This window comes from Amycolatopsis dendrobii (genome assembly GCF_014145675.1).
Lineage (GTDB): Bacteria > Actinomycetota > Actinomycetes > Mycobacteriales > Pseudonocardiaceae > Amycolatopsis > Amycolatopsis dendrobii.
Map to the genome: position 1 here is coordinate 469,471 of NZ_JACGZW010000008.1, position 25,503 is coordinate 494,973.

The 25,503-nt window shown below is 71.6% G+C and carries 23 protein-coding genes; 6 read left to right on the forward strand and 17 right to left on the reverse strand.

The features are described from left to right. Positions 1-7 precede the first annotated feature (7 nt). The 4 genes from truB to H4281_RS25350 all read right to left on the reverse strand — a co-directional run bounded on the left by truB (position 8) and on the right by H4281_RS25350 (position 4,700). Entirely contained in the window at positions 8-925 is a 918-nt protein-coding gene (gene truB, locus H4281_RS25335; RefSeq protein ID WP_182893420.1) for a tRNA pseudouridine(55) synthase TruB, read from the reverse strand. Between the two features lie 126 nt (positions 926-1,051). Beyond that, positions 1,052-2,371 (reverse strand): MFS transporter, encoded by a 1,320-nt coding sequence (locus H4281_RS25340; RefSeq protein WP_182893421.1) that lies wholly within the window; start codon positions 2,369-2,371, stop codon positions 1,052-1,054. 112 nt (positions 2,372-2,483) lie between these two features. Beyond that, positions 2,484-3,305 (reverse strand): PhzF family protein, encoded by an 822-nt coding sequence (locus H4281_RS25345; RefSeq protein ID WP_182893422.1) that lies wholly within the window; start codon positions 3,303-3,305, stop codon positions 2,484-2,486. 57 nt (positions 3,306-3,362) lie between these two features. Beyond that, positions 3,363-4,700, reverse strand: coding sequence for an MATE family efflux transporter (locus tag H4281_RS25350; RefSeq protein ID WP_182893423.1), 1,338 nt, complete (start codon positions 4,698-4,700; stop codon positions 3,363-3,365). Positions 4,701-4,955: 255 nt separating this feature from the next. Between H4281_RS25350 and H4281_RS25355 the strand changes: the two genes are divergently transcribed. After that, positions 4,956-5,525, forward strand: a complete 570-nt coding sequence (locus tag H4281_RS25355) for a TetR/AcrR family transcriptional regulator (protein ID WP_182893424.1) — start codon at positions 4,956-4,958, stop codon at positions 5,523-5,525. A 159-nt stretch (positions 5,526-5,684) separates the two neighbouring features. Here H4281_RS25355 and H4281_RS25360 read toward each other — a convergent pair whose 3' ends face one another. Beyond that, complete coding sequence (locus H4281_RS25360) at positions 5,685-6,695, reverse strand: DHH family phosphoesterase (RefSeq protein ID WP_182893425.1); 1,011 nt, start codon at positions 6,693-6,695, stop codon at positions 5,685-5,687. Positions 6,696-6,720: 25 nt separating this feature from the next. Here H4281_RS25360 and H4281_RS25365 point away from each other — a divergent pair, with 25 nt between their 5' ends. After that, positions 6,721-7,755, forward strand: a complete 1,035-nt coding sequence (locus H4281_RS25365; RefSeq protein ID WP_182893426.1) for a TRM11 family SAM-dependent methyltransferase — start codon at positions 6,721-6,723, stop codon at positions 7,753-7,755. Between the two features lie 164 nt (positions 7,756-7,919). After that, positions 7,920-10,898, forward strand: coding sequence for a tetratricopeptide repeat protein (locus H4281_RS25370; protein WP_182893427.1), 2,979 nt, complete (start codon positions 7,920-7,922; stop codon positions 10,896-10,898). A gap of 95 nt (positions 10,899-10,993) precedes the next feature. Here the strand turns inward: H4281_RS25370 and H4281_RS25375 are convergent, their stop codons facing one another. From H4281_RS25375 to rimP, 7 genes are all read right to left on the reverse strand, one after another. Continuing rightward, positions 10,994-11,827: an alpha/beta hydrolase gene (locus H4281_RS25375; RefSeq protein WP_182893428.1), complete on the reverse strand. Its 834-nt coding sequence runs from the start codon at positions 11,825-11,827 to the stop codon at positions 10,994-10,996. 4 nt (positions 11,828-11,831) lie between these two features. Further along, on the reverse strand, positions 11,832-12,305 hold the full coding sequence (rbfA, locus tag H4281_RS25380; protein ID WP_037369137.1) for a 30S ribosome-binding factor RbfA: 474 nt from the start codon (positions 12,303-12,305) through the stop codon (positions 11,832-11,834). Positions 12,306-12,339: 34 nt separating this feature from the next. Next, positions 12,340-12,633, reverse strand: a complete 294-nt coding sequence (locus H4281_RS25385; protein WP_009080501.1) for a DUF503 domain-containing protein — start codon at positions 12,631-12,633, stop codon at positions 12,340-12,342. A 65-nt stretch (positions 12,634-12,698) separates the two neighbouring features. Then, complete coding sequence (infB, locus tag H4281_RS25390; RefSeq protein ID WP_182893493.1) at positions 12,699-15,644, reverse strand: translation initiation factor IF-2; 2,946 nt, start codon at positions 15,642-15,644, stop codon at positions 12,699-12,701. Between the two features lie 89 nt (positions 15,645-15,733). Then, the gene (locus tag H4281_RS25395; RefSeq protein WP_182893429.1) at positions 15,734-16,036 is read right to left on the reverse strand and encodes a YlxR family protein; all 303 of its coding nucleotides are present in this window, start codon (positions 16,034-16,036) and stop codon (positions 15,734-15,736) included. Between the two features lie 89 nt (positions 16,037-16,125). Next, positions 16,126-17,184 carry a transcription termination factor NusA gene (nusA, locus tag H4281_RS25400; protein WP_182893430.1) on the reverse strand — a complete coding sequence of 353 codons (1,059 nt, stop codon included), beginning with the start codon at positions 17,182-17,184 and terminating at the stop codon, positions 16,126-16,128. Beyond that, on the reverse strand, positions 17,181-17,714 hold the full coding sequence (rimP, locus tag H4281_RS25405; protein ID WP_182893431.1) for a ribosome maturation factor RimP: 534 nt from the start codon (positions 17,712-17,714) through the stop codon (positions 17,181-17,183). Before rimP ends, nusA begins: the two co-directional genes overlap by 4 nt. Before the next feature lie 134 nt (positions 17,715-17,848). On the opposite strand from rimP, the gene H4281_RS25410 reads away from it, so the two are divergent. Continuing rightward, positions 17,849-18,769 (forward strand): ferritin-like domain-containing protein, encoded by a 921-nt coding sequence (locus H4281_RS25410; RefSeq protein WP_312872176.1) that lies wholly within the window; start codon positions 17,849-17,851, stop codon positions 18,767-18,769. 73 nt (positions 18,770-18,842) lie between these two features. Here H4281_RS25410 and H4281_RS25415 read toward each other — a convergent pair whose 3' ends face one another. From H4281_RS25415 to H4281_RS25435, 5 genes are read right to left on the reverse strand one after another with little or no spacing between them, the layout of a single operon-like run. Next, positions 18,843-19,508 (reverse strand): hypothetical protein, encoded by a 666-nt coding sequence (locus H4281_RS25415; RefSeq protein ID WP_182893432.1) that lies wholly within the window; start codon positions 19,506-19,508, stop codon positions 18,843-18,845. Between the two features lie 32 nt (positions 19,509-19,540). Next, a complete protein-coding gene (locus tag H4281_RS25420; RefSeq protein ID WP_182893433.1) occupies positions 19,541-20,563 on the reverse strand; it encodes an aminotransferase class V-fold PLP-dependent enzyme in 1,023 nt (340 codons plus the stop codon). A gap of 10 nt (positions 20,564-20,573) precedes the next feature. Further along, positions 20,574-21,338: an isocitrate lyase/PEP mutase family protein gene (locus H4281_RS25425; RefSeq protein WP_182893434.1), complete on the reverse strand. Its 765-nt coding sequence runs from the start codon at positions 21,336-21,338 to the stop codon at positions 20,574-20,576. A 49-nt stretch (positions 21,339-21,387) separates the two neighbouring features. After that, positions 21,388-22,017 (reverse strand): GPP34 family phosphoprotein, encoded by a 630-nt coding sequence (locus H4281_RS25430; RefSeq protein ID WP_182893435.1) that lies wholly within the window; start codon positions 22,015-22,017, stop codon positions 21,388-21,390. Further along, positions 22,014-23,453, reverse strand: a complete 1,440-nt coding sequence (locus H4281_RS25435; protein ID WP_182893436.1) for an ArnT family glycosyltransferase — start codon at positions 23,451-23,453, stop codon at positions 22,014-22,016. Before H4281_RS25435 ends, H4281_RS25430 begins: the two co-directional genes overlap by 4 nt. A gap of 168 nt (positions 23,454-23,621) precedes the next feature. Between H4281_RS25435 and H4281_RS25440 the strand changes: the two genes are divergently transcribed. Together H4281_RS25440 and H4281_RS25445 are read left to right on the forward strand one after the other, a co-directional pair. Then, positions 23,622-24,833, forward strand: coding sequence for a sensor histidine kinase (locus H4281_RS25440; protein WP_182893437.1), 1,212 nt, complete (start codon positions 23,622-23,624; stop codon positions 24,831-24,833). Further along, on the forward strand, positions 24,830-25,480 hold the full coding sequence (locus H4281_RS25445) for a response regulator (protein ID WP_182893438.1): 651 nt from the start codon (positions 24,830-24,832) through the stop codon (positions 25,478-25,480). Before H4281_RS25440 ends, H4281_RS25445 begins: the two co-directional genes overlap by 4 nt. Positions 25,481-25,503: the final 23 nt, after the last annotated feature.

The following is a 25,503-nucleotide window of genomic DNA, read 5'->3' on the forward strand; positions in this document are numbered from 1 at the left end:
TCCCACCCTATGCGGGCAGGAGGACCACCACCGAGCGGGTCACTCCCTCGGTGTCGGAGGCCAGCGCGAGCACGTGGCCGTCCGGCGCGAAGAGGCCGTACGTGCCGGTGATTCCGGCCGCCGGGATGCGCCTGCCGTACTGCACGGCTTTGGCGGTGGCGGCGTCGAGATCCCGGCGCGGGAACGCGGCGGCGACGGCGGCGTCGAGGTCCAGCGACAGTTCCGGCTTCTCTTCGAGCTGGTCGAGCGTGCGCGCGCGGGCGAGCGTGAACGGCCCGACTGTGGTGCGGCGCAAGGCTTTCAGGTGCCCGCCGACGCCGAGCCCCGCACCGAGATCGCGGGCGAGTGCGCGGACATAGGTGCCGGACGAGCATTCGACGATCGCGTCGAGTTCGATCCGGTCGTCCTCGCGGCGGAGGCCTAGAACGTCGAACCGGTGCACGGTCACGGGTCGCGGCGGGAGGACGACGTCTTCGCCCGCGCGCACCCGGGCGTAAGCGCGCTTGCCGTCGATCTTGACCGCGGAGACGGCGCTGGGCACCTGCTGGATGTCCCCGGTCAGCGCGGCGATCCCGTCGGCGATCTGCTCGTCGGTGACAGCGGCGAGGGTTTCCGGCGCGGCCTCGGTTCCGAGCGGTTCGCCTTCGGCGTCGTCGGTCGTGGTGGACCGGCCGAGCGACAGCGTGGCGAGGTAGGTCTTGCGGTCGAGGGCGAGGTGGCCGAGCAGTTTGGTGGCGCGCTCGATGCCGAGCACCAGGACGCCGGTCGCCATCGGGTCGAGCGTGCCGGCGTGGCCGACCTTGCGGGTGCCCATGATCCGCCGCGCCCGCGCGACCACGTCGTGCGACGTCATGCCCGCCGGTTTGTCGACGATGAGCAGTCCGGGAGGAGGGGCGGGACGACGCGGTTCTTTCGGGCGAGACACGGCGGAAACCCTACCTAGGCGGGGATTCGCGGGTGGCGCCTGGTGCGCGGGGCGAAGCGGAGGGGCGGGCTGGGGTCTCGTGAGTGGCGGCGCCGGTTCTGACCGGCGCCGCCACTCACGACTGGCTCAGGCGGCGACGACGGCCTCTTCCGGAACGCGGTCCCAGCGGTGCCGCCGGATCCGGACCGGGACTTCCTCGCCGCGGGCTTCCGCGGCGAACACCTGGGCGCGGGCCCGCCGCCACCACACCAGCATTCGCGACGCGCCTGCTGCCAGCACGGCGACGACGACCAGCAGCGCGATCCGGAAGTTGCCGCCTGTCGCCTGGAGGAGGATGCCGATCAGCAGAGCTGTCACGGTGGTCGCCAGGAAGCCGCCGACGTTCACTACCCCGGTTGCGGTTCCGACGCGGGACAGCGGGTTGTAGTCGCGGGCGATGGCGAAGCCGATCATCGACGCCGGGCCGCCGAGGGTGAGGAAGGCGAACGCGGGGACGAGGACGCCCACCGGGACGTGGCCGTTCCAGCCGAGGAGCACTGCCCACACGATCGCGGCGCCGACGAGGTAGCCGATGACCAGCGGCACCCGCAGCACCGGAGAGCGGCCGATCACGGCGCCCAGCAATGGGCCGCCTGCCATGGAGCCGAATACGAAGACGGTCAGCAGTGCGCTGGCGGTCGCGGCAGGCAGGCCTTCGCCCTGCACCAGGAAAGGCATGCCCCACAACAGGGTCAGCACGTTCGGCGCGAACATCGTCGAGAAGTGCACCCAGAAACCCAGCCGGGTGCCAGGGGTTCGCCAGGCCAGTTTGACCTGCCTGCCGAGTTCGGCCGGACGCACGGGTTCGCGCTTGAGTTCCGGTGCGCCGTCGGGAGTGTCGCGGACGCGCAGCGCGACCGGCACCGAATAGAGCACCGTCACCGCGCCGACGGCGAGGAAGGTGACTGTCCATCCTGGACCGTCGAGCAGCAGGGTGAGCGGGACGGTCGCGGCGAGGTTGCCGATGTAGCCGACGCAGGAGGTGAAGGACGCGAGCAGCGCGTACCGGTGCGCCGGGAAGTGGGCCGCGACGAGGCGCAGGACGCTGACGAAGGTGAGCGCGTCGCCGAGGCCGAGGACGCCGCGGGCGACCAGGCCGAGTGCGTACGTGTCGGCGAGTCCGAGCAGCAGCTGCCCGGAGCCGAGGATCAGGACGGCGGCGGTGAGCACGCGGCGCGGGCCGTAGCGGTCGACCAGCACGCCGGTCGGGATCTGCATGGCCGCGTACACGCCGACCTGCAAGACGGTGAAGATGCCGAGCGCGGCGGACCCGACGCCGAAGCGTTCGGCCGCCTTCAGGCCGGCGACGCCGAACGAGGTGCGGTGGAAAACGGCGAGCAGGTACACCGTGACCGCGGTGAGCCAGATGAGCCAGGACCGGACAGGGGCGCGGCCGGCGGGCGTCAAGAGTTCCTCCAGAGAGCAGGCGAGCGTCGGACAGAGGAGGACGACGACGCTGCCGCCTCGATAGTTGTATCGCCTCAGCAACCTCGATACATAGCCGTAACCGGGGTGTGCTTCACCACAGATCCACTTCGCCCCGGATGCCGACGACCGTTTCGCCGCCGACCCACACGTCGTCGCCGTCCCGTTCGACGTGCACCCGCCCGCGCCTGCCGAGCCTCGTGCCCTGCGCCGCGACGTACGACTCGGGCGCGATGCCGTCGCCGATCAGCCACTGGCCGAGCGCCGCGTTGAGACTGCCGGTGACCGGGTCCTCGACGACGTCGCTGAACGCGCGGACCTCGAAAGCCGTATCGGATCCGGCGGGCTGCGCACCGGCGACACCCACCTTGTACGACCCAAGCGCCCCGAAGTCCGGCTCGATCGCGAGGACGGTCGCGGCGTCGCGCAGCAGCAGCGCGACCCAGCCGGGACCGTTGTCCGCCCAGCGTGCGCCGAGGACGTCGGCGTCGCGGAGGTGCAGGCCGCGTTTCACCGCGGCGAGGTCTGCGTCGTCCACCGGACCGCCGCGGCGCAGCGGAGGTGCGGCGAACGCCAGCCGGTCTCCGTCGCGGCGCACCCGGACCAGCCCGGCTCCGCATTCCTGCACGAGGTGCCCGGCCTTCGGCTCGCCCCCGGCGGCCAGCCACGCCCGCGCCGACCCGAGCGTCGGGTGCCCGGCGAAGGGCAGCTCGCCGTGCGGGGTGAAGATCCGCACGCGGTAGTCCGCGGCCGGGTCGGACGGCTCCAGCAGGAACGTGGTCTCGCTGAGGTTCGTCCAGCTGGCGAACGCGGCCATCCGCTCGTCGGACAGCCCGTCCGCGCCGTGCACGACAGCGAGCGCGTTGCCTCGGGCGAGTTCATCGGTGAAGACGTCGACCTGGGTGAACTTCGGCATGCGCCCACCCTCGCATCCGCCGGGCGCCGGCGGCGAGCGGGTTTCGCCGTTATGCCATCACGCCTCCCGCACCGCGCCGACCACGGCCCACCGCCCGGACCGCCACCGCGCCACCACGGCCGCCAGCCGGAACACCATGAACAGCGACAAGCCGCTCCAGATCCCGCTCAACCCCCAGCCCAGCGCCAGCGACAGCCAGATCAGCGGCAAGAACCCGAGCCCGGCGCTGACGAGCGTGGCGGTGCGGAGGAAGGCGGCGTCGCCCGCACCGAGGAGAACGCCGTCGAGCGCGAACACCACGCCCGCGATCGGTTGCAGCGCCACGAAGAACCACCAGGCGTGCGGAATTTCGCCGAGCACTCCCGGGTCGGACGTGAACGCATGCGGCAGGACGCTCCACAACGCCGCGAACAGCACGCCGAGGAAACAGCCGAAAATCAAGCCGTATCCGGTGATCTGCGTGGCCACCCCGCGCGCCTGCCGCGCCGCCCCCGCGCCGAGCGCCGCGCCGACGAGCGATTGCGCGGCGATCGCGACCGAATCGAGCACCAGGGACAGGAACGTCCAGAGCTGCAGGACCACCTGGTGCGCCCCGACCGCCTCGGTCGAGGTGCGCGCGGCCACCGCGGCGGCCGACACGAAGCACGCCTGGAACGCGAAACTGCGCAGCACCAGGTCGCGGCCGAGGCCCAGTTGTGCCCGCATCACCGGGAAATCCGGCCGCAACGGCACCTTTTCCCGCACCAGCGCGGCGACGAACATCGACGCGGACACGACCTGCGCGACGACGTTCGCGATCGCCGACCCCTCCAGCCCGAGATCGGCGGCGTACACCAGCACCGGGCACAGGACGGCGGAGATTCCGTTGCCCGCCAGCACATAGCGCAGCGGGCGGGTGGCGTCCTGCACGCCGCGCATCCAGCCGTTGCCCGCCATCGTGACGAGGATCAGCGGCGCGCCGAACAACGCGATCCGCAGCCACGACACGGCCGCCGCGGCGATCTCGTCGCTGCCCGAAAGCGCGCGGGCGATCGGCCCGGCCAGCAACTGCCCCGCCACCAGCAGCACCAGCCCGACCAGCACGCCCAGCCAGGTGGCTTGCACGCCTTCGCGTACCGCGTCCGCGCGCCTGCCCGCGCCGTGCAGCCGCGCGGTGCGCGAGGTGGTGCCGTAGGACAGGAAGGTGAGCTGCGTGGAGACCTGCGACAACACCACGCCGCCCAATGCGAGGCCGGCGAGCGGCAGCGCCCCGAGATGGCCGACGACGGCGGTGTCGACCAGCACGTAGAGCGGTTCGGCGGCGAGCACGCCGAGCGCGGGCACGGCGAGGCCGAACACTCGGCGGGGCGGGATGCGGTCACCGCTCGCGGCGGTGGTCGTGGCGTTTTCGGACACGGGACGAGAGTAGCTACCGGGACCGACAATTCCGGCGGCCCGGACTGGGCAAGGGTAAGCGAGGTGCGTGATTCGCTTATGGGGCAAGGGAATCAGCGACAGAAGTCCTCTGTGGCGTGATCCGGCGCGCGCGGCCGGTCAACCGCGACTGTCTCGGGTGGACACCGGAGCGGGCCGCAACCCGGCGGAGCTTCGCGGCTCGTGCGGTACGCTCGAATTGGAGACGATCTCCGCTTGCGGACGGGAGGGCTGCGGATGACCGCGGGTAAGCCGCTGCGGGCCGACGCCCGGCGCAACCGCGACCTCCTGGTCGCCAAGGCGCGGGAAATCTTCGACGCGGGCGAATTCTTCGACCTGCGCTTCGACGACTTCGCCAGCCTGGCCGGAGTGGGCACCGGCACGCTGTACCGCCACTTCCCCACCCGGGAGGCGCTGGCCGAGGCGGTCTACCACGGGGAAGTCGCCGCGCTGTGCGACCGCGCCCGGCAGTTGCGGGACACGCTGCCCGCGGCGGAGGCGCTGGCGACCTTCCTGCGCGGCATGGTCGACCACATCGACGCCCACGCGGGCTTGGCCCGGACGCTGGCCACGCTCATGGCCGACCGTTCGAACGCCCTCGCCGGGGGCAGCCACGCACTGGAGGAAGCGGTCACCGATCTGGTGGCCGCCGCCGTGCGGGAGGGCTCCGTTCGCGACGACGTGGACGCGGGTGCGGTGATGATGGCGCTGCACGGCATCGGCGCGGCCCACGACCGTCCCCGGTGGCGGGCCGAGGCCGACGATGTCATCACGCTCGTGCTGGACGGGTTGCGCCGACCGGAGTGACCCGGCGCGAGGTGGTGGCGTCCCGGCACGCGAACGAGGAGACGACACGAACCCGGGATTCGCCAGCTCAGGACCTGCGCGAACAGCTCGGCCGAGGTGGCCAAAGCACTGCCCTGAGCCCCGCGCACGCGTCGGCCGGCCGCGCACCGTCCAGCCAGATCAGGAAGCCCGCAGCAGCGGCGCCCGTCCCAGCGCCTCCCGCAGCCGGTCCAGCACCTCCTCCGCCGGACCCTCCGCCGTGCACCCGGCCGCCATCCGGTGGCCTCCCCCGCCGAACTCGGCGGCGGCCGCGGACACGTCGATGTCGCCTGCCGAGCGCAGCGAGACCGTCCACACTGGACCCGGCCCGGCCTCCTTCAGCACCGCCGCGACGCCAGCCTCCCGGGTCGCGCGCACGACGTCGATCACCGACTCCACCTCTTCGAGCCGCACCGTCGCCGCGGCGGCCGCGCGCACGACGGTGTGGACGAAGCCGAAGCCTTGCGCCCCTTCGGGTTCCAGCCGGGCCTCCGACAGGACTGTCGACAGCATCGGCAGCCACGCGAACGGGTGATCGTCGACGATTCGGCGGGCCACCTCGCCGGGGTCCGCCCCGGCTTCCAGAAGGCGAGCCGCGATCCGGTGCGTTTCGGGGCTCGCCCGGCGGAAGCCACTCGTATCGGTGACTACCCCGGCGTACAGGCAGCGCGCGGCGGCCGCGTCCAGCTCGACCCCCATCGCCTCGACGATCCGAGTGACCAGGATCGCCGTCGCTTCGGCGGTGTCGTCCACGACGTGCTGGGTGCCGTAGCGGCCGTTGGTCGCGTGGTGGTCGACGACCAGGACCGAACCGCCCGCATCGCGGACCGCGGCGACCCGCGGGGCGAGCCTGCCCAGCCGGGCCAGGGTCGGAGTGTCCAGCGCGACCAGCAGGCCGTCGGTCGGCGGGAGCGCGTCGACAGGAGTGATCAGGCCGTCGACGTCGAGCCACGCCAGTGTTTCGGGGGCCTCGTCCGGCTCGCCGAAGGCGACTCGCACCCGCGCGCCGCGGCGATGCAGCACGTGGCCGAGGGCCAGCGCGCTGCCGAGGGCGTCCGCGTCGGGACGCACGTGTCCGAGCAGCGTCACGTCGGTGGCCCCGGCCAGCAGTGCGGCGGCGGCCTCGATGTCCTGTACCAGGGAAGCTGTCACGAAGTGCCACGCTACGCTCTGCGGGATGCCTGAGTACGTGATCCTCGTTCTGCCTTCCGCCAACCGCGTGTACGCCGCCTCGTCGCCGGCGCTGCTGCGCGCCGAACTGGCGGCCTTCGGCACCGGTCTTTCCGCCGAGGTGTCGGCGATCGAAGAGATCGAACTCGGCGGGGTCGGGTACGTGAAATTCGCCTGCGCGGCCCCGCTCGGCGAGCGCGACCTGGCGCTGCTGTCGAACCTGTCCTCGCTGTACGCCCTGTTCGAACTGGGCGACGGAGTGCTGCGGCCGGTCGCCGTGCACCCGCTGGCGAAGGCGGACTCGGACCTGCTGACCATCCAGAAGTACCCGGGCAAGACCAACGAGCAGTTCACGAAACTGCTGCTCAACCTCACCCTCCTGGCGACCTCGCGGCCCGCGGACTGGCCGGATCGCGAACTGCACGTTCTCGACCCGTTGTGCGGCCGCGGGACGACGCTGAACCAGGCAGTCATGTACGGCTTCGACGCGACCGGCCTCGACGTCGACACGCGCGATTTCGAAGCGTACGAACAGTTCGTGAAGACGTGGCTGCGCACGAAGCGCGTGAAGCACACCGCGGAATCCGGGCAGCTGCGCCGCAACAAGGTCCGCCTCGGCCGTCGGCTGGACATCGAGTACGCGTTCGACAAGGACGACTACAAGGCCGGCCGCACCCGACGGCTCAGCTATCTGAACGCGGACACGCTGACGACCGACGAGGTCCTCCGCCCGGCGTCGGTGGACCTGATCGTGACCGACGCGCCGTACGGCGTGCAGCACGGCAGCCACCGCGACACCGGCCTGGCCCGCAGCCCGCGCGACCTTCTCGCGGCGGCGATCCCGGTGTGGAACCGCGTGCTCCGGCCGGGCGGGGCGATCGGGATCTCGTGGAACACGCATGTGCTGCCGCGCGAGGAACTGGTGGCGATCCTGGAACGGGCGGGGCTGGCGGTGCGGGCCGGCGGGCCGTACGAGGAGCTGGCGCACCGGGTGGATCAGGCGATCGTGCGGGATCTCGTGGTGGCGGGAAAGCCAGCCTGAATTCGCGGCGGAAACTACCGTTTCCCCACACAGAACGCATTCACTGGATTGAGTGAACTCGCTACAGTGCGGACGAACCGCACTGGGCTTTTAACGCGTGAAGCGGACCGCTCATCGCATTAAGCCTCTCCTGACGCATTCCGTACGGCAGGGTCGACCGTGACATGGACACGACCGCAGAACGAACCCCGGCCACCGAGGCAGTCGAATTGGCGACCCGAACTCCCCGCCAGCTGGAACTCTCCCCGTTGAGCGAAGCCGGTCAGCCCGACGAATCCTTGCCCTACCTGACCTCCTATTGCCGTCGTGCCCACGATCGCGCGCTGAGGTCCGTCGTCGAGGCCGCCGCACAGGGGAAGAGCGGAATGCGCACCCTCGTGGGCGGACCGGCGACAGGGAAGAAACGCGCGCTATGGGAAGCCACGCACATCCGCGGCACTGACGGGCAATTGCTGCTCTACGGCTGGAGAATCTGGCCCGCCCTCAGTCCGCGCAGCATCGAGGAACTGCTGGCGAGCGCGAACAGATTCCAGGAAAAAACCGTCGTGTTGCTTCTCTCCGCGGAACGGTACTTGTTCTCGGATGACAACGAAAAAAACAATGATGTCGCCGATTTCCTGCGAAATCTGCTGGAAGACGCCGGACGTGCGCCGATTCTGATTCTCGCCAGCCTGCTTTCGGAGTACTGGCAGAGTCTCACGGCACCGCAGGACGGGGGCGTCGATCGCTCGAGCGTCGAACTGCTGCTGCGAGGCACCAGCGACACGGTGGCCGGCTCCTTCTCCGCAACCGAGGTCCAGCGGGCGCTCGGCTCGTCCGACCCACGAGTCTCCGAAGCGGCGGCGGACGCGCCGAACGGACAGGTGATCCAGACGATCGTCGCCGGGCCAGCACTGCGCACGCGCTGCCAGCGGATCAGCCCGGCCGCTCGCGCGATACTGGATTTCGTGGTCGAGGCCCGGCACGCGGGCCACGGCCCCTCGATGTCCCGGGCAATGCTCCGCCTGGGTGCGCAAGCCTGTCCGGACGGACCGGAGACCGACGAGCAGTTCGGCACGGCGCTGAAAGAGCTGACGACTCCAGTCCGCGGTGGTGCCACTGTGCTGGTCAAAGACGGGAAAACGGACGCCTGTCGCCTTGCCCCGGGTCTCGATCGGCAGTACGTGGCCGAGGCGGCGCAGCCGATCCTCCCTCGGGCGAGCTTGTGGCCGGTGTTGCTGGAAACCGTTGCGGGACAGGACAGTCTTGACGTCGCGCGGGAATGCCGCCGACGCCATCTGCTGGAGTTGAGCACCCACTTCTTCCTGAAGAGCGGCCTGCCGGAGGCGCGCCTCGAACTCGCGGCGATGCTGGCGAAGGCCGGGCGGATCGACGAGGCGGTGGTCCAGTACCGGATGCTCACGCGGATCGGTGCCGACGTCGAGGAGGCGATCAACCAGGGGGCGGCCGTTCTCTTCGCAGCGGGGCGCGAAAAGGACGTCCTGGACTGGCTGAGTCCGCTCGCCGAGGCGGGCGACCGTTCGGCCGCCTTGCACGTCGAGACCGCCCATACCCGGTGCGGCCGGCCGGAGCTGGCATTGGCCGTGCACCGCCGGCGCGCGGAAAACGGCGACCTGCGGTCGGCGGCCTATGTGGCCGCGAGCATGGTCTCGCCCGAGATTTCGGTCGATTCCCACGGCCGCCTTTCTGCCGAAGATCTGGAGAAACAGCGGAACCGTCGCCGGAAAGAACTCGACAAGGCGGTGCGCTGGCTGAACGAGCTGGCCGCCCGGCACGGGCGCGATCTGCTTCCCCTGATCGCCGACCTGACCATGGACGCTTTCGGGATCGACGCGGTGCTGGAGATGCTGGAGGCGGAGGCGACCGGCTACGACCGGCACAGCGCCTACCTGCTCGGCGCCGAAGCACTGTCCGCGGCCGGGCAGGCCGAAAGGGCGCTGAAGTGGGTGGAAGCGGCGCGGCTGCTCGGCGTCCCCGGCACCGCCGCCGCGGCGACGCGGGTGAATCTGCGCGCCCGTCTGCTCGAAGCTGCCCAGAAGTGCGCGCTCGAGGCTGCGGACGAGGGGGACGCGGCTCCGCTGATCGAGGTCGGCGACGTCTTCGCCCGCTCCGTACCCCCGCTTCCGGACCGAGCGTTCGAGTGCTACGACGTTGCGGCGTCCGGCGATCCGGCCGCCGCCTTCAGCGCGGGTGCCCGCACCGCGGCCCGGCTCGGGATGCTCGACCGGACAATCCGCTGCTTCCGCGGCGCGAGCCTCGCCGGTCGCGCACCGGATCCGGTCAAGATCGTCCGGCTGCTCTGCGCCGCGGAAAAGAGCGCTGAGGCGTTGGAATGGTACGTCGCCACGGTTCCGCCGGATCCGGGCTCGCTCGGTCCGGTCGCGCGGCACGTCAAGGACTTCCCGCATGCGGTGACCGTGGCCGAGGCCGTCCGCTCGCGCAGGAACATCCCGCGCTGGCGGGCGCTGGTCTGGGTGGCCGACGAACTCCTCGACGCGCGCGCCGAGGAAGCCGACCGGGCGACGGTGAGCGGGAACGGCCCGCACCACGCGACCTCCTCGCTGCTGGTGCTGGCGGGCCGGCTCTACAAGGAAGCGGCCGCGTCGGGTGGCGCGCGGATCGGGGAACGAGCCCTTCGCCTGCTGATGGACGCGCGCAACTTCACCGAGGCAGTGCAGCTGATCCGCGCCGGACGCGAGGCCGTGCCGCGGCGGTTGCGGGCGCTGCTGGCGGAAGCCCTCGCCGGACGCGGCTCGCTGAAAGACGCCGAACAACTGCTCGAGGAACTGCTCGACGAGGACGACTTCAGCGCCGCCGCCGGGGTCGCCCGGGGATTCAACCTGCACGAGGAGTACTTCAAAGCGCAGGACATCGCCGAGCGCGGGGCCAACGGCGGGGACGTCGAATCCGCTGTGCTGCTGGGCGATCTTCGCCGCGGCGCGGGCGACCAGACCAGGGTGCTCGATCTCTACTGTCTCGCGCTGGCCCACGGCCATCCGGGCGCGCGGATCAGGATCGAACGCATTCTCGCGGGGGACGGCACTGCCTGGGAGCACGCGCAGTTGCGGAAGTACGGCCTCGATCCGCAGGGGAACATCGCGCCGGACTGGGAGGTCCCGGCGCCCGGCGCGGACGACGCGTGAAGCCGCACCGCACCGCGCTCGTTCACTGGTCACCCGGGAAAGCTCGGTGTTGCCAATTGCCTACACAACCCCGGCCACCCGAACCGGTGAACCCGCTACGTCAGCCGCGGCCCGAGGAAGCGCAGGACTTCCGGCAGGATTCCCTGCCAGTACTCCGAAGTGTGCGCCCCCGGCGTGATCCGCGAGACCTCCGGCTTGGCGCTGGTGATCAGCTTCCGGTTGGCTGGCAGGAACGGGTCCTCCTCGCCGCACCACACGCCGAGGCCCCGGGGCGGGAGTTCGTCCACGTGCTGCAGCGGTTCGGCGGCCGTCCAGTCGTTCTGGGACGCGAAGATGTGCCGGGACCGGGCTTCCGGCCACGTGCGGAACAGGGCCGCGCTGCAGGTGGCCACGGCGGTCACGTCGCGGCGGAGGCGGGCGAGGTTCAGTGCTCCGAAGCCGCCCATGGAGATGCCGAGGAGTCCGGTCATCGGGCGGAGGCCCGATTCGGACAGCCAGCCGGGGAGTTCGTCGGTGAGCATGCGGTGCGGGTCGTCGTCGCCGTCAGGCATCCAGTAGTGGCTTCCGTCGACCGCGACGACCGCGAACGGCGGGGTGCCGGACCGGACGGCGGCGGTGAGTGCCGCGGGCAGGCCCAGGTCCATGAAGGTGCGGGCGTTCGACCCGCGGCCGTGCAGTGCGACGCAGACCGGCAGGCCGGTGCTGGGGATTCCGTCGGGCGTCATGAGCACCACGTCGACGTCCCGGCCCCGGGCCGCGGAGTGCCTGCGGTGGATCGTGATGGACGCCTTCAGGGGCGACGGGCTGGAGGCCGGGGCAGCCGAGGTCGGCGCAACCACCGGGGCGGAGCGCCCGGTGCAGGCGGAGACGAGCGCCGCGGCACTGCCGAACAGCAGGCCGCGTCGCGTGACACCGGGCTTTGACCGCATCGCTTCAGCCGCGCGTCTCCTCTTCTGCTTGCTCCTCGTCCTCTTCGGCGCGAGGGGCCTTGTACGGGTCCGCTTCGCCCGCGGGCTGCGCTCCGGTCGCCCGGCGGGCCACCTCGGCGTCCGATTCGCGGGCCTTCGCGAGCAGTTCTTCGATGCGGCGGGCGTCGTCCGGGACGCTGTCCGCGACGAAGGTGAGCGTCGGGGTGTAGCGGACGCCGGTGCCCTGTCCGACCTTGGTGCGCAGGACGCCGCGCGCGGCTTCCAGCGCGGCCGCGGCGCTCGCGAAGTCCGGCTCCGCGTCGACGGTTTCGCCGAGCACCGTGTAGTACACCGTGGCGTCGTGCAGGTCCGCAGTGACACGGGCGTCGGTGATGGTCACCGCGCCCAGTCGCGGGTCCTTGACGTCGTGTTCGATCGCCGAGGCCACGATCTGCGAGATCCGCTTGGCGAGCTTGCGCGCTCGAGCGGGATCGGCCATGGCTGAGGTCTCCTTCTCCGGATTTCCGGGTGTTCTAGTCGTCCGGGCCGAGCAGCCGGCGGCGCGCGGACAGCAGTTCGAACTCGGGGCGGCCCGCCGCGAACCGCTCGCACGCGTCGAGCACGTCCCGGATGTGCTCGCCGTCGGGGGCGACCGCGGCGACGCCGATGAGCGCGCGCCGGTGCAGGTCCAGATGTCCCGCCTCGGCGACCGAGACGGCGAATCGCTTCCGCAGTTCGGCCACCACCGGCCGCACCACGGATCGCTTCTGCTTCAACGAATGCACGTCGTCGAGCAGCAGGTCAAGCTCTAGGGCTCCGACAAACATAAATGGCGAAGTTGTGCCGCGAGGGCGGTCCGGGGTGCGCGGCTGGCGCACCCCGGACCGGTCGCTCACGCGCGGGGCTTCTCCCGCTGTTCGTAGGTCTCGATCACGTCGTCGACCTTGATGTCGCTGTACGAGCCCAGCGTGAGACCGCACTCGTACCCTTCCCGGACCTCGACCACGTCGTCCTTGAACCGGCGCAGCGAGTTGATCGGCAGGTTCTGCGCGATGACGTTGCCGTCGCGCAGGAGGCGGGCCTTGGCGTTGCGCCGGATCTCGCCGGACATGACCAGGCAACCCGCGATCGTGCCGATCTTGGAGGACTTGAAGACGTCCCGGACCTCGGCGCGGCCCAGTTCGACCTCTTCGTACTCCGGCTTGAGCATGCCCTTGAGAGCCTGCTCGATCTCCTCGATCGCCTGGTAGATGACCGTGTAGTAGCGCACGTCGACGCCCTCGCGGGTGGCCCGCTCGGTCGCCTTGCCCTGCGCCCGGACGTTGAACCCGAGGACGATCGCGTCGGACGCGGTCGCCAGGTCGATGTCCGATTCGGTCACGCCGCCGACGCCGCGGTGCACGACGTGCAGTTCGACGTCTTCGCCGACGTCCAGCTGCAGCAGCGCCGCTTCGAGCGCTTCGACGGTACCCGAGTTGTCGCCCTTGATGATCAGGTTGAGGCTGCTCGTCTCCTTCAAGGCGGAGTCGAGGTCCTCGAGGCTGACCCGCTTGCGGCGCGACGCGTTGAGCGCGTTGCGGGTGCGGGCGGAGCGGCGCTCGGCGATCTGCCGGGCGACGCGGTCCTCGTCGACCACCAGGAAGGTGTCGCCCGCTCCCGGCACCGAGGTGAACCCGATGACCTGGACCGGACGCGAGGGCAGCGCCTCGGTGACGTCCTCGTTGTGCTCGTCGACCATCCGGCGGACGCGGCCGTAGGCGTCGCCCGCCACGACCGAGTCGCCTACGCGCAGCGTGCCGCGCTGGACCAGGACGGTGGCCACCGGGCCGCGGCCGCGGTCGAGGTGCGCCTCGATCGCGACGCCCTGTGCTTCCATGTCCGGGTTGGCCCGCAGGTCCAGAGCCGCGTCCGCGGTCAGCAGGATCGCCTCGAGAAGCCCGTCGATGTTGATGTTCTCCCGTGCGGAGATCTCGACGAACATCGTGTCGCCGCCGTATTCCTCGGCGATGAGGTTGTACTCGGTGAGCTGCTGCCGGATCTTGTCCGGGTTCGCGCCCTCCTTGTCGATCTTGTTGATCGCGACCACGATCGGGGCCTTCGCGGCCTGCGCGTGGTTGATCGCCTCCACCGTCTGCGGCATGACGCCGTCGTCGGCCGCCACCACGATCACCGCGATGTCGGTCGAGTTCGCGCCTCGGGCACGCATGGCGGTGAACGCCTCGTGACCCGGGGTGTCGATGAAGGTGATCAGCCGCGGCACGCCTTCGAGCTCGGTCTCGATCTGGTAGGCGCCGATGTGCTGGGTGATCCCGCCGGCCTCGCTCTCGCGGACCTTCGTCTTGCGGATCGTGTCCAGCAGCCGGGTCTTACCGTGGTCGACGTGACCCATGATGGTGACGACCGGCGGCCGGACCTGCAGGTCCTCTTCGCCGCCCTCGTCCTCGCCATAGGTGATGTCGAAGGTCTCCAGCAGCTCGCGGTCCTCCTCCTCGGGGGAGACGACCTGGACGACGTAGTTCATCTCGCCGCCGAGCAGCTCGAGGATGTCGTCCGACACGGACTGCGTCGCGGTGACCATCTCGCCGAGGTGGAAGAGCACCTGCACCAGCGAAGCCGGGTTGGCGTCGATCTTCTCGGCGAAGTCGGTCAGCGAAGCGCCGCGCGGCAGCCGGATCGTCTCGCCGCTGCCCTTGGGCAGGCGGACGCCGCCGACGCTGGGCGCCTGCATGTTGTCCATGTACTCCTGGCGCTTCTGCCGCTTCGACTTGCGGCCCTTGCGCGAGGGCCCGCCGGGACGGCCGAAGGCGCCGGCCGTGCCGCCGCGACCGCCAGGGCCGCCACGGCCGCCGCCGCCGCGGAAGCCGCCGCCGCCGGCCGGGGCGCCACCGCCGCCGCCAGGACGGAAGCCGCCGCCACCGCCACCGCCGCCGGGACGGAAACCGCCGCCACCGCCGCCGCCGCCGGGGCCGCCGCGGAAGCCGCCGCCACCGCCGCCAGGACGACCGCCGCCGCCACCGGGACGACCGCCGCCGCCAGGACCGCCCCGGCCGCCTGCCGGTCCGGCCGGACGGGCACGGCCCGGCATCATGCCGGGGTTCGGGCGCGGGGGCATGTTGCCCGGGCTCGGCCGGTTGCCGCCGCCCTGCCCGCCGGGACGCGGCGGACGCTCGCCGCCGCCCTGGCCGCCGCCCGGACGCGGGGGACGGTTGTCGCCGCCCTGGCCGGGGCCGGGGCGCGGGGCGGGCGGACGCGGGGCCGGGGAACCGGAACCGACGCCGAACGGGTTGTTGCCGACCCGCGGGGTGCGCGGACCGGGCTTCGGGCCGCCGGGCTTCGGGCCCTGCGGCTTGGGCGGCACGACCGAACCGGCGGACGACGAGTCCTGCTGCTTCGGGGCCGGCTTGGGCGCGGCGGGCTCGGCCTTGGCGGCCGGGACCTCCTGCGCTGGGGCCGGCTGGGCCGGGGCGGGCGGGCGCGGACCGGGGCGCGGGCCGCCGGGCTTCGGGCCCGGGGACGCGGCCGGCTTGGCTGCCTGCGGACCCGGCTTCACGGCCGGGGCCTGCTGCGGCGCGGGCGCCGGAGCCGACGGGGCCTGCGAAGCGGCGCTCTGCTGCTGCGGAGCGGGCGGCTTCGGGGCCGGGCGCGGTCCCGGCGTGGGACCGGGCTTCTTCCCGCCCTTGGCGGGGTACGCGTCGCGGAGCCGGCGGGCGACGGGCGCCTCGACGGTGGACGACGCGGACTTCACGAACTCGCCCTGCTCCTTCAGCTTGGCGAGAACTTCTTTGCTGGTGATGCCGAGCTCCTTAGCGAGCTCGTGTACGCGGGCCTTGCCTGGCACAGCTCTCCTCATCTAGGGGAGGCCAGGCGGAAGACCCGCTGACCTCGTCCTTATCGTCGCGCGTTCATGGCTTCAGCTTCACGGCTGACTCATGACGGGTCGACCTGCTTCCTTGTTTCTCGCGACTCCGGGAGTGTCCCGGAGTCGTTGCCTGCGGCGAACGCCGCGTGGTCGTGCAGCCCCGCGGCCTCGAGCGCGCCCTGGACCCGGAGGGCCCGCGGGAACGCCCGCTTCCGCTCGGCTTTGGCCAGGCAGCCCGGCCCCGGGTGCAGCCACGCACCCCGGCCCGGCAGCCGCCGACGTTCGTCGACGACCAGCCGCCCGTCCGCCGCGACCACGCGCAGCAGTTCACCGGTCAAGTCCCGTTTCCGGCAGCCGACACACGTGCGCACCGGCGACTGCCGGTGACGCTGGAGGTCGGGGGTGTCCCCAGTAGCCCTTCGCGGGTCTTGAACCGTTGTCGAGTCTAGCGCCTGCACCTTCAGTCGGCCGAACCGGTTGCCGCGGCGGGCCGCGCCTGGCCGGCGTGGTCTTGCTCACCCCCGGCCGGACCGGCCGGCTCGGCGGGGGCCGCGTCGCTGCGGATGTCGATCCGCCAGCCGGTGAGCCGGGCGGCGAGGCGGGCGTTCTGGCCCTCCTTGCCGATCGCCAGCGACAGCTGGAAGTCCGGCACGACGACCCTCGCCGTCTTGGCGCGCTCGTCCACGACACGTACCGAAACAACCTTCGCCGGCGACAATGCATTCCCGACGAACTTGGCCGGGTCGTCGGACCAGTCGATGATGTCGATCTTCTCGCCGGCCAGCTCGCTCATCACGTTGCGCACGCGCGCGCCCATCGGGCCGATGCACGCGCCCTTCGCGTTGACGCCCGGGATGGTCGAGCGCACGGCGATCTTCGACCGGTGCCCCGGTTCGCGGGCGACCGCGGCGATCTCGACGGTGCCGTCGGCGATCTCCGGGACCTCCAGCGCGAACAGCTTGCGCACCAGGTTCGGGTGCGAGCGCGACAGCATGATCTGCGGGCCGCGGTTGCTGCGCGACACGCCGAACACGAACGCCTTGATGCGGGTGCCGTGCTCGTAGGACTCCCCCGCGACCTGCTCGGCCTGCGGCAGCACGCCCTCGGTGTCGCCGACCTGGATCACGACCATGCCGCGGGCGTTGGCGCGCGCGTCGCGCTGCACCACCCCGGCCACGATCTCGCCCTCCTTGGCAGAGAACTCGCCGTAGGTCTTCTCGTGCTCGGCGTCGCGCAGCCGCTGCAGGATGACCTGGCGCGCGGTGGTGGCGGCGATCCGGCCGAAGCCCTCGGGCGTGTCGTCCCACTCCTCGTCGACCTCGCCCTCGGACGTGAGGGTGTGCGCGAGGACGCGGACGAGGCCGGTCTTGCGGTCGATGTCGATGCGGGCGTGCGGCTGGTGGCCCTCGGTGTGCTTGTACGCGGTGAGCAGCGCGGTCTCGATGGCCTCGATGACCGTGTCGAAGGGGATGTCCTTGTCCCGTTCGATCGCCCGCAGCGCGGCGATGTCCACGTTCACTTCGACTCCTCCTTCTTGTCCTTGTCGTCCTCGGCAGCGCTGTCGTCGGCCAGGGCTTTGAGGTCTTCTGCGGGCGGTTGCTTGAATTCGACTTCCACCACGGCCTTCGCGACGGATCGGTAGTGCACGTCCTTGATCCGGCCGTCGGCGAGCACGCGCACGCTCTTCTCGCCGGCGTGCCCGACGCGGCCGAGGTAGGCGGAGCCTTCGACGGGCGTGATCTTGACGAGGCGGAACCGGGCGCGCCGCCAGTGCCGCCGCTGGGTGAGCGGCCGGTCGAGGCCCGGCGAGGTGACCTCGAGCGTGTAGGCGCTCGCCAGCACGTGCTCGTTCTCGTCGAGTGCGGCCGAGACGGTGCGGCTGACCTCGGCGACCTCGTCCAGCCCGACGCCGTCGTCGGAGTCGACGACCACCTTCACCAGCTGTCGCCTTCCGGCTTGCTGCACCTCGAGCGAGTCGAGGTCGAAACCCGCGGTCGTGACGGCTTCGGCCACGATCGGCTCCAGCCGGCTGGCGAGTTCGTTGGGCACGTGGAGCACTCCTGTTCGGCCGTCGTGACGCGGGCTGGTCACGGCTGTGGTCGGTGAAGGTCAAGCTTATCCTGCGCCCCCGCCAGGACGCGCGAGCGGCGGCGCACCCGGGCGGCCTGGCAGGATGGGCCGACGTGACCGCAGACCTCTCCCGGCGCGCCGTGCTGCGTCTGGGCGCACTGAGCGCCACTGTCGCCGCGGCTGTGCCGCTCGCCGCCTGCTCCGGCGGCTACGACGACGCCCCCGATCCACTGGCCCCGCTGCTGGCGACGGCCGAGGCGGACGCCGCCGCGGCCAGGAAGCTGCCCGCGGGCGGCGACGCGGCCGGCCAGGTCGCCGACGCCAGAGCCGCGCAGGCGGCCGCGCTCAAGGCCGAGGTGGACCGGCTGAACCGGCCCAAGCAGGCGGCGAACGTCCCCGCCGCGCCGGTCGGGCTCGCCGGGTTCAAGGACCGGCTCGCCGCCGCGCGCAAGCAGGCCGAGGACCTGGTGCCCGCGCTGCCGGCGTACCGGGCCGGGATCGTCGCGTCGGTGGCCGCCGGGTGCGCCGGGCTGCAGCGGGTCGCGCCGGAACTCGGTCCGGGGGCCGACGCGAAGCCCGCGGCCGCGCCGTCGCCGGTGCCGAAGGAAGCGGTGGATTCGCTGCAGAAGGCGCTGGCGGCCGAGCACGCGTCACTGTGGGTGTACGGGCTGGTGACGGCGTTCCTGCCGGGTGATTTCGGAGAGGCGGTGAAGGCCGGGCGCGCGGAGCACACTGCGCGACGCGATGTGGTGACGCAGATGATCACTTCGGTCTCAGCGACGCCGGTTGCGCCTGAAGCCGCGTATGTGCCGCCTAAACCGGTTACGGACACGGCTTCGGCCGCTGCGCTGGTGGCGAGCGCGGAGGCGGACACGGCCGCGGCTTGGCTTGCGGTGCTCACGCATACCGATGACTCGGGGTTGCGCGGGATGGCTTTGCAGGCGTTGATCGCCGCGGCGCGGCGGGGGATGCCTTGGCGGCAGGAGGCGGGTCAGAAGCCCGCTGCGGTGGCGTTGCCCGGGCAGCCCTCGTAGGAAAAGCGCGCGGGCCGGGCGGAGCTCGTGAGTGCTTGTGCCGGTTAGAACCGGCGCAGGCACTCACGAGACCTCAGCGGAGCTTCCCGGACAGCTTCAAAGCGTTCTTCGCGATCCGGTTGAGCAGCTGCTTGTCGTGATGGCCGTAGTAGAAGTCGGTCAGCACGATCGTCACCTCGGGGCCGCTGGCCTTCGACTCGTACTCGGCCTCGTCGCCGCTCAGTTTCGGGGCGTCCGTGTCGTGGAAGGTGCCGTCGCGGACGAGGTCGCTCACGTTGCCGGTGCCGTCCCGGTCGGTGAGCTGTTTCAGCTCCGTCGCCTTCGCCGCGTCCGGCATCGTCACCAGCACGACCGAGACCAGCGCCTTCGCGTCCCCGGACTGCACCGTGTACAGCGCCCGCGCCAGGGACTTGCACTGGTTGTCCTGGAAGAACTTCTTGGCGCCGGAGTAGGCGTTGGCCGCGCAGTCGGTCGCCTTGACCGGGCCTTCGGCCAGTTTGTAGTCGAACGCGGGCTTCGTCGTGGTCGCCGGGGATTCGGCGACCGGCTCGTCCGGCGTGCTGTCGTGCCGGATCAGGTACCAGACGAGACCGGCCACGACGGCGATCGCCACGAGCCCGGCGCCGCGCAGCAGCAGGGCGCGGTTGCGCGACGGCCCGGGCGGCGGACCCGGCTGCGCGGGCACGGCCGGGATCGGGGCCGTGTCCGAGGGTCCGGGGGTGAAGTGCGGATGGGACACGCGAACACCGTAGTTCACCGCCCCGGCAGCCTTCAGCCAGACGCTGCGCCCAGGGCGTCCAGAACGCGTTCGACGTCGTCAGGGCCGTTGTAGAGATGGAAACCGACCCGTACCCGCCCGTTGCGGACGCTCGCGACGATGCCGGCTTCGGCGATCCGCGCGGGATCGGCTTCCAGCGCCACGATCGCGCTCCCCTGCGGCTCCAGCCCGGCCGCGGTGCGCAGGGAGTCGGCCAGTGCCACGTTGTGATCGCGCACCGCGGCGAGGTCCAGTGACGCGAAGTAACCGAACGCTTCCGCTGCGCCAACGTGCGACAGCCACACCGGCGAAAGGTCGAATCCGCGCGCGTTTCCGGCCAGGCGCAGCGGCATTCCGTATACCGAGGACCACGGATCGTCGCCGGCGTACCAGTTGGCGGCGACCGGGCGGGTCCGTTCGTGCGCCCGCGGATGCACCGCGAGCCAGGCGCAGCCGCGCGGCGAGAACAGCCATTTGTAGCCCCCGCAGACGATCCAGTCCGCCCACGCGACGTCCAGCGGCAGCCAGCCCGCGGCTTGCGTGACGTCGATCATGACCGGCACGCCCGCGGCTTCGGAGGCGGCCCGCAGCGCGGCGGTGTCCAGCAGCGCGCCGTCGGCGGACTGCGCGAGGCTGACCGCGACGAGGTCGTGGCCTTCGACGTGCTGCGCCAGCTTGGCGAGCGGCGCTTCGGTGACATTCGCCCGCTGCGCGAACGGGAACGTCACGCTGGTGAATTCGCCTTCGGCGACGAGAACTCGGGCGTCCGGAGCCAATCCGCCGGCGACGTTCGCCGTCAACTGCGACACCGACGCGCCGATCGCCACCCGGTCCGCTGGGACCCCGGCGAGCCGTGCGAACCCGCCGCGGGAACGGGATACCGCCTCGTCGAAGTCCGACGGGGCGTCCTTGCCGGTGCGCCACCGGCCGACGGCGGCTTCGACCGCTTCGGCCACCGGCGCGGGCGGGATTCCGATGCTGGGCGTGTTGAGGTATCCGGCGGGGACAGCGAAGTCGGTGTTTCCTCCGAAGATCATGTCTCCCAGATTACGGGAGCAAGGCCGTGATATCGCCGTACGAAGGCGGCTTCATCGGCAGTTCGGCACCGTCCCGCACCGAGTCCACTGTGGACAGAGCGGCGGAAAGCGCTACCCGGTAAGGCGTTGAGCCGAGGCTGACCCTCGCCACGCCCAAAGAAGCCAATCCGGAGAAAGTGGCTTTCCCGGGCAGATGCAGGAGGTTCACCGGCACGTCGACCGCCTCGACCAGCTCTGCCACGTCCGCTGGTTCGTGCAGGCCGGGAACGAAGACGCAGTCGGCACCGGCGTCGGCGTACGCACGGGCCCGGGTGATGGCGTCCGCGGCCGGTCCGGCGCCGAGCCAGTGGGTGTCGGTGCGGGCGTTGAGGAACATGCCCGGGACGCGTTCGCGCACCTTGGCCAGCAGCGCGGCCTGGACGACGATCGGGGCGAGGGTGTCGGCCCGGCCGTCTTCCAGGTTGATCCCGGCTACCCCGGCGTCGGCGAGTTCCGCGACGAGGTCCGCTACTTCCTCGGGGTCGGCGGAGAAGCCGTCGGCGAGGTCGACGCTGACCAGGATGTCCAGGGGCGCCAGCGATTTCGCCAGCGCGACGGTCGCGGCACGGGACTCCGGGGCGCCGTCGGCGAGCCCGGCGGCGGCCGAGACGCCGAGGCTGGTGGTGCCGACCGCCGGGTGGCCCGCGGCGGCGAGGGCGGCGGCGAAACCGAACTCCCAGACGTTCGGCAGCAACAGCGGACGGCCCGGGACGTGCAATGCGGCGAAGGAGGTCATGTCCGCCACGGTACGACGTCCACGCTTCGGCAGCGGCCGAACTGTCGACTCAGCCTCCGGAACCGCCCGAGAACGCCGCGATCCGCGCCGCGCGCCGGCCCGCTACGGCCTTGCGGAGCGCGGGAAGGACCGGTCCGGCGAGCTTCTCCAGGTCCTTCAGCCGATCAGCGTGGTGCCGCGCGTCCGAGCGGGACATTCCGGCTCCGGACGCCGCGGCGAGAGCGGCCAGCGCCGCGGCAGAAGCGTCCACTTCGGACAGCGGGGCGGTCAGGGCATGGTCGAGCCGCGCGTGCGCGTCGCGTACTCGCGCCGGGTCGGAAGGCGCCAAAACCTTGCGGCGCAAGACTGAACTGCGGCCTTCTTCAAGCAGCCCCGCCGCGGAGAGTTGTGTTTCCAGCGACTGCAGCGTGTCGTTCTTGCCGCGCCGCAGCAGCGCGCGCCAGGAGGCCGGGCTGTGCGCGCGGAGGTCGGCGAGCAGATCGTCGAGCAGGAGGTCGCCGGTCGGGGCGGCATCGGCCGGTTCGGCGTGGCCGCGCTGGTCGCGGAGGTTTCCGCGCAGCACCAGGTCGGTCGCCGCGGCCGCGCGGACCAGCAGGGCCGCCCGGGGACGCCGGGAGGCCGGGCCGCCGTCGGGGTCGCAGGCGAGGAAGTACGCTCGCGCGGGCAAGGAGTCGCTCATTGTTTCTTCACCTCTGGCCAGATCGTTTCCCAGGATTGCTTTCGCCCGGTGTACAGCCACATCAGCCCGGGCACCACTTCAGTCACCGAAGAGAAGTACGGGCGCAGCAACGCCGGATCGAAGCCCGCGAAAAGCACGTTCTTCGCGGAATCCGGCGGCCGGTCGAAGTACCAGTATCCTCGGTGTCCACTGTAGACATCGTGGATCCCGTACCGCGGCCCGTAGTACTCGACGGCCGCGGCGAACGGGTAGATTTCCCCGTATACGGCGGTTTCCCGGCGCACCGGCTCGGGCAGTGACCGATACGCCTGCCCGACGCCGTCCGCCAGCTGCTGTTGCGCGGTCTCCCCGGCCGCGAACACGGTGCCGAGCGAAATCGGCCCGAACGACGTGGCTTTCATCGAAGCGGGCCACACCGGCAGCCCGGCGACGGTGATCGCGGCCGAAAGCGCGAACGCGATTCCGACCGGAATTTTCCACCACCGCACCAGATTCCGTCGCGAAAGCTCGGCCGCGGCGGCGGCGAACGGCAGCGAATACAGGCTCATCAGATAGTACGAGCGGCCGTGCGTCCCGATGATCACCGCCACGACCAGGAGCAACGCCACCGCGAGGTACCGGCAGGGCGCCAGGTCCGGCGAACGGAACAGCCGCCACATCCCGTACAGCAGCGCCAGCACGCCGATTCCCGTTCCCGCGCTGAGCAAGCCGTCGCGCGCGAACGTGAGATAGCCGGGGAATTCGGCCGCGACGACTTCGCCCATCCGGGTGTAGGCCCAGCCGTGCGTGGCTTGCCAGAGCAACGTCGGCAAGGTCGCCACGACGGCGATCAGCGCGCCCAGCCACAGTTTCGGCCGGGACACCAGGATGCGCGGCCCGAAGAGCAACGCCGACACCAGCACCGCGCCCCACAGTGCGGGAATCAGGAACTTCGTCTGCAGCGACACGGCGGTGACCGCTCCGGCCCACACGAGCAGGCCGTCGCGCCGGGTCCGCGTCCAGCGCACGAGGAGGAACACCACGAGCGTCCAGAAGAACGGGTCGAGCGCGTACGTGGCGACCCAGTGGCTGATGATGATCAGCCCCGACGTTGCGTACGCCCCGGCTGCCATGACCTGCGCACCACGCCCGCCGCCGAGTTCGCGGGCGGTCAGCGCGGTCACGATCACCCCGGCGCCGGCCGCGAGCGCCATCGGCAGCCGCAGCGCGGCCAGCGAACCGGGGAACCACTGGTCGAGCGTGCCGGCCAGCAGCGGGACGAGCGGCGGCTGGTCGAAATACCCCCAGCTCAGATGATCTCGACCGGCCACGAGGAAGTACAGTTCGTCGAAGCCGTGCGCGTACCGGGTGCTCGTCGCCACGAGCAGCGCGACGGCGCCCGCCGCGACCGCCAGCACCGGCAGCCGGGCGAACCGCGGGATTCCTTCGCTCGTCATGGCGTCGAGTCCACCGCGCCGGGCGGGTGCGGGGTAAGCGTGTTCGGTAGCGGGTCGCGGCGACGAAAGTGGATCGTTTCCGCCCGGGCCGCAACTTTCGGCGGTAGCCCGCCACCCGTGCGGTGCGGATCCGGCGCGGACGGACCGGCGACCGGATACCGTGGCCGGGTGACCAGCACACGCCGTTCCTGGCCGCGGTCGACCGATTGGCTCTGGCTGGGCGGCGCCGCGCTGGTGTTCGCCTGCCTCGACTTCGGGCTGTTTCTCGCCGCCGGGCCCACCACCGGTTTCCTCGGGCCGTACGCGACGCTCGTGCTCGAACTCGTCTGCGACGCGTCCCTGCTGCTCCTGGCGCGTTTCCCGAACGCGGTGGCCGGGCTGCTGATCGCGGCCTCGCTGGCGATGCTGGCGTCCGACCTCTTCTCCCCCGGACTGCTCGTGCCCGCCCGGCAGCCGACGCTGATGACCGTCCCGACGATCACGCCGATCGTGCTGGCGCAGCTCGTCCGGCAGCTGGACCGGCGGCGGCTGCTGTGGATCGCCGGATTCCTGGCGCTGCTGGCGACGCGGCCGTGGAACCCGGCCTGGAACACGACGCCGTTCGGGCTGCTGAGCACCGCGCTTCCGGTGGCGGTGGCGCTGTATTTCGAGGCGCGGCGGCAGTTGCTGAGTTCGTTGCGCGACCGGGCCGAGCGTGCGGAACGCGAGCAGCATCTGCTCGCCGAGCAGGCGCTGGCGGCCGAGCGGCGGAGGCTGGCCAGCGAGATGCACGACGTGGTGACGCACCGGTTGAGCCTGATGGTGCTGCACGCGGGCGCGCTCGGCGTGACGTCGCCGGATCCGTCCGTGAAGTCGGCCGCTGAGGACATCCGTCGCGAAGGTGCGCACGCGCTCGACGAGCTGCGCGACTTGGTCGGCGTGCTGCGCAATGGCACCGGGATCGAACCTCCGGTGCCGAATCCGCCACTGCCCGGCGAGGTGGCGGACCTGGTCGCCGAATCGGTGGCGGTCGGCATCGCGACCGAGCTGTCCGTGACCGGAGACCGGACCTCGGTGTCACCGACCGTCGCGCGCACCGCGTACCGGGTCGTGCAGGAGGCGCTGACCAACATCCGCAAGCACGCGCCGGGCTGCTCGGCCACTGTTTCACTGCGCTACCACCCGGGCGGGCTGGACGTCGCGGTCGCCAACACCCGCGCGACCCGGCCGCCGGACGCGGCGCTCGCGGGCACCGGCTCCGGCGCGGGGCTGAGCGGGTTGCGCCAGCGGGTCGAACTCGTCGGCGGGAGCTTCGAGGCGGGCCCGGCGCCCGGCGGCGGGTTCAAGATCGGTGCGATACTTCCCGCCTACGTCCCGACCACGGAAGGTGCTGCCCGGTGATCACGGTCGTGGTGGCCGACGACGAGCCGATGGTGTGCGCGCACCTGCGCACGATCCTGGGTTCGGCCGGCGACATCGAGGTAGTCGCGCAGGCGCGGGACGGCGCGGAGGCGGTCGAGGAAGTGGTCCGGCACCGGCCTTCGGTGGTGCTGATGGACCTGCGGATGCCCGGCGTGGACGGGCTGACCGCGATCGAACGGATCTGCGCGCTGCCGGAACCGCCCGCGGTCGTCGCGCTGACGACGTTCGACGCGGACACCTACGTCATCCGCGCGCTCCGCGCGGGCGCGGCGGGATTCCTGGTGAAGTCGACGCCGCCGGAGGATTTGATCGGCCTCGTGCGGGTGGCCGCGGACGGGCATACCGTGCTGTCGCCGTCGGCCGCGCGCCGGCTGGTCGCGCTGTCGTCGGACGGCCACCGCCGCGACGACGAAGCCCGCCGCCGGACCGCCGGGTTGACGGAGCGGGAGCGGGATGTGCTGGCGTGCCTGGGCGAAGGACTGTCCAATGCGGACATCGCAGGCCGGCTGCATCTGGCGGAGGCGACGGTGAAGAGCTATGTGTCGCGGATGCTGGTGAAGCTCGACTGCACGAACCGGACGCAGGCCGGACTGCTCGCGCACGAAGCCGGGCTCGTCGGCCGCTAGCCCGGGGGCGGCACGATGCCGGA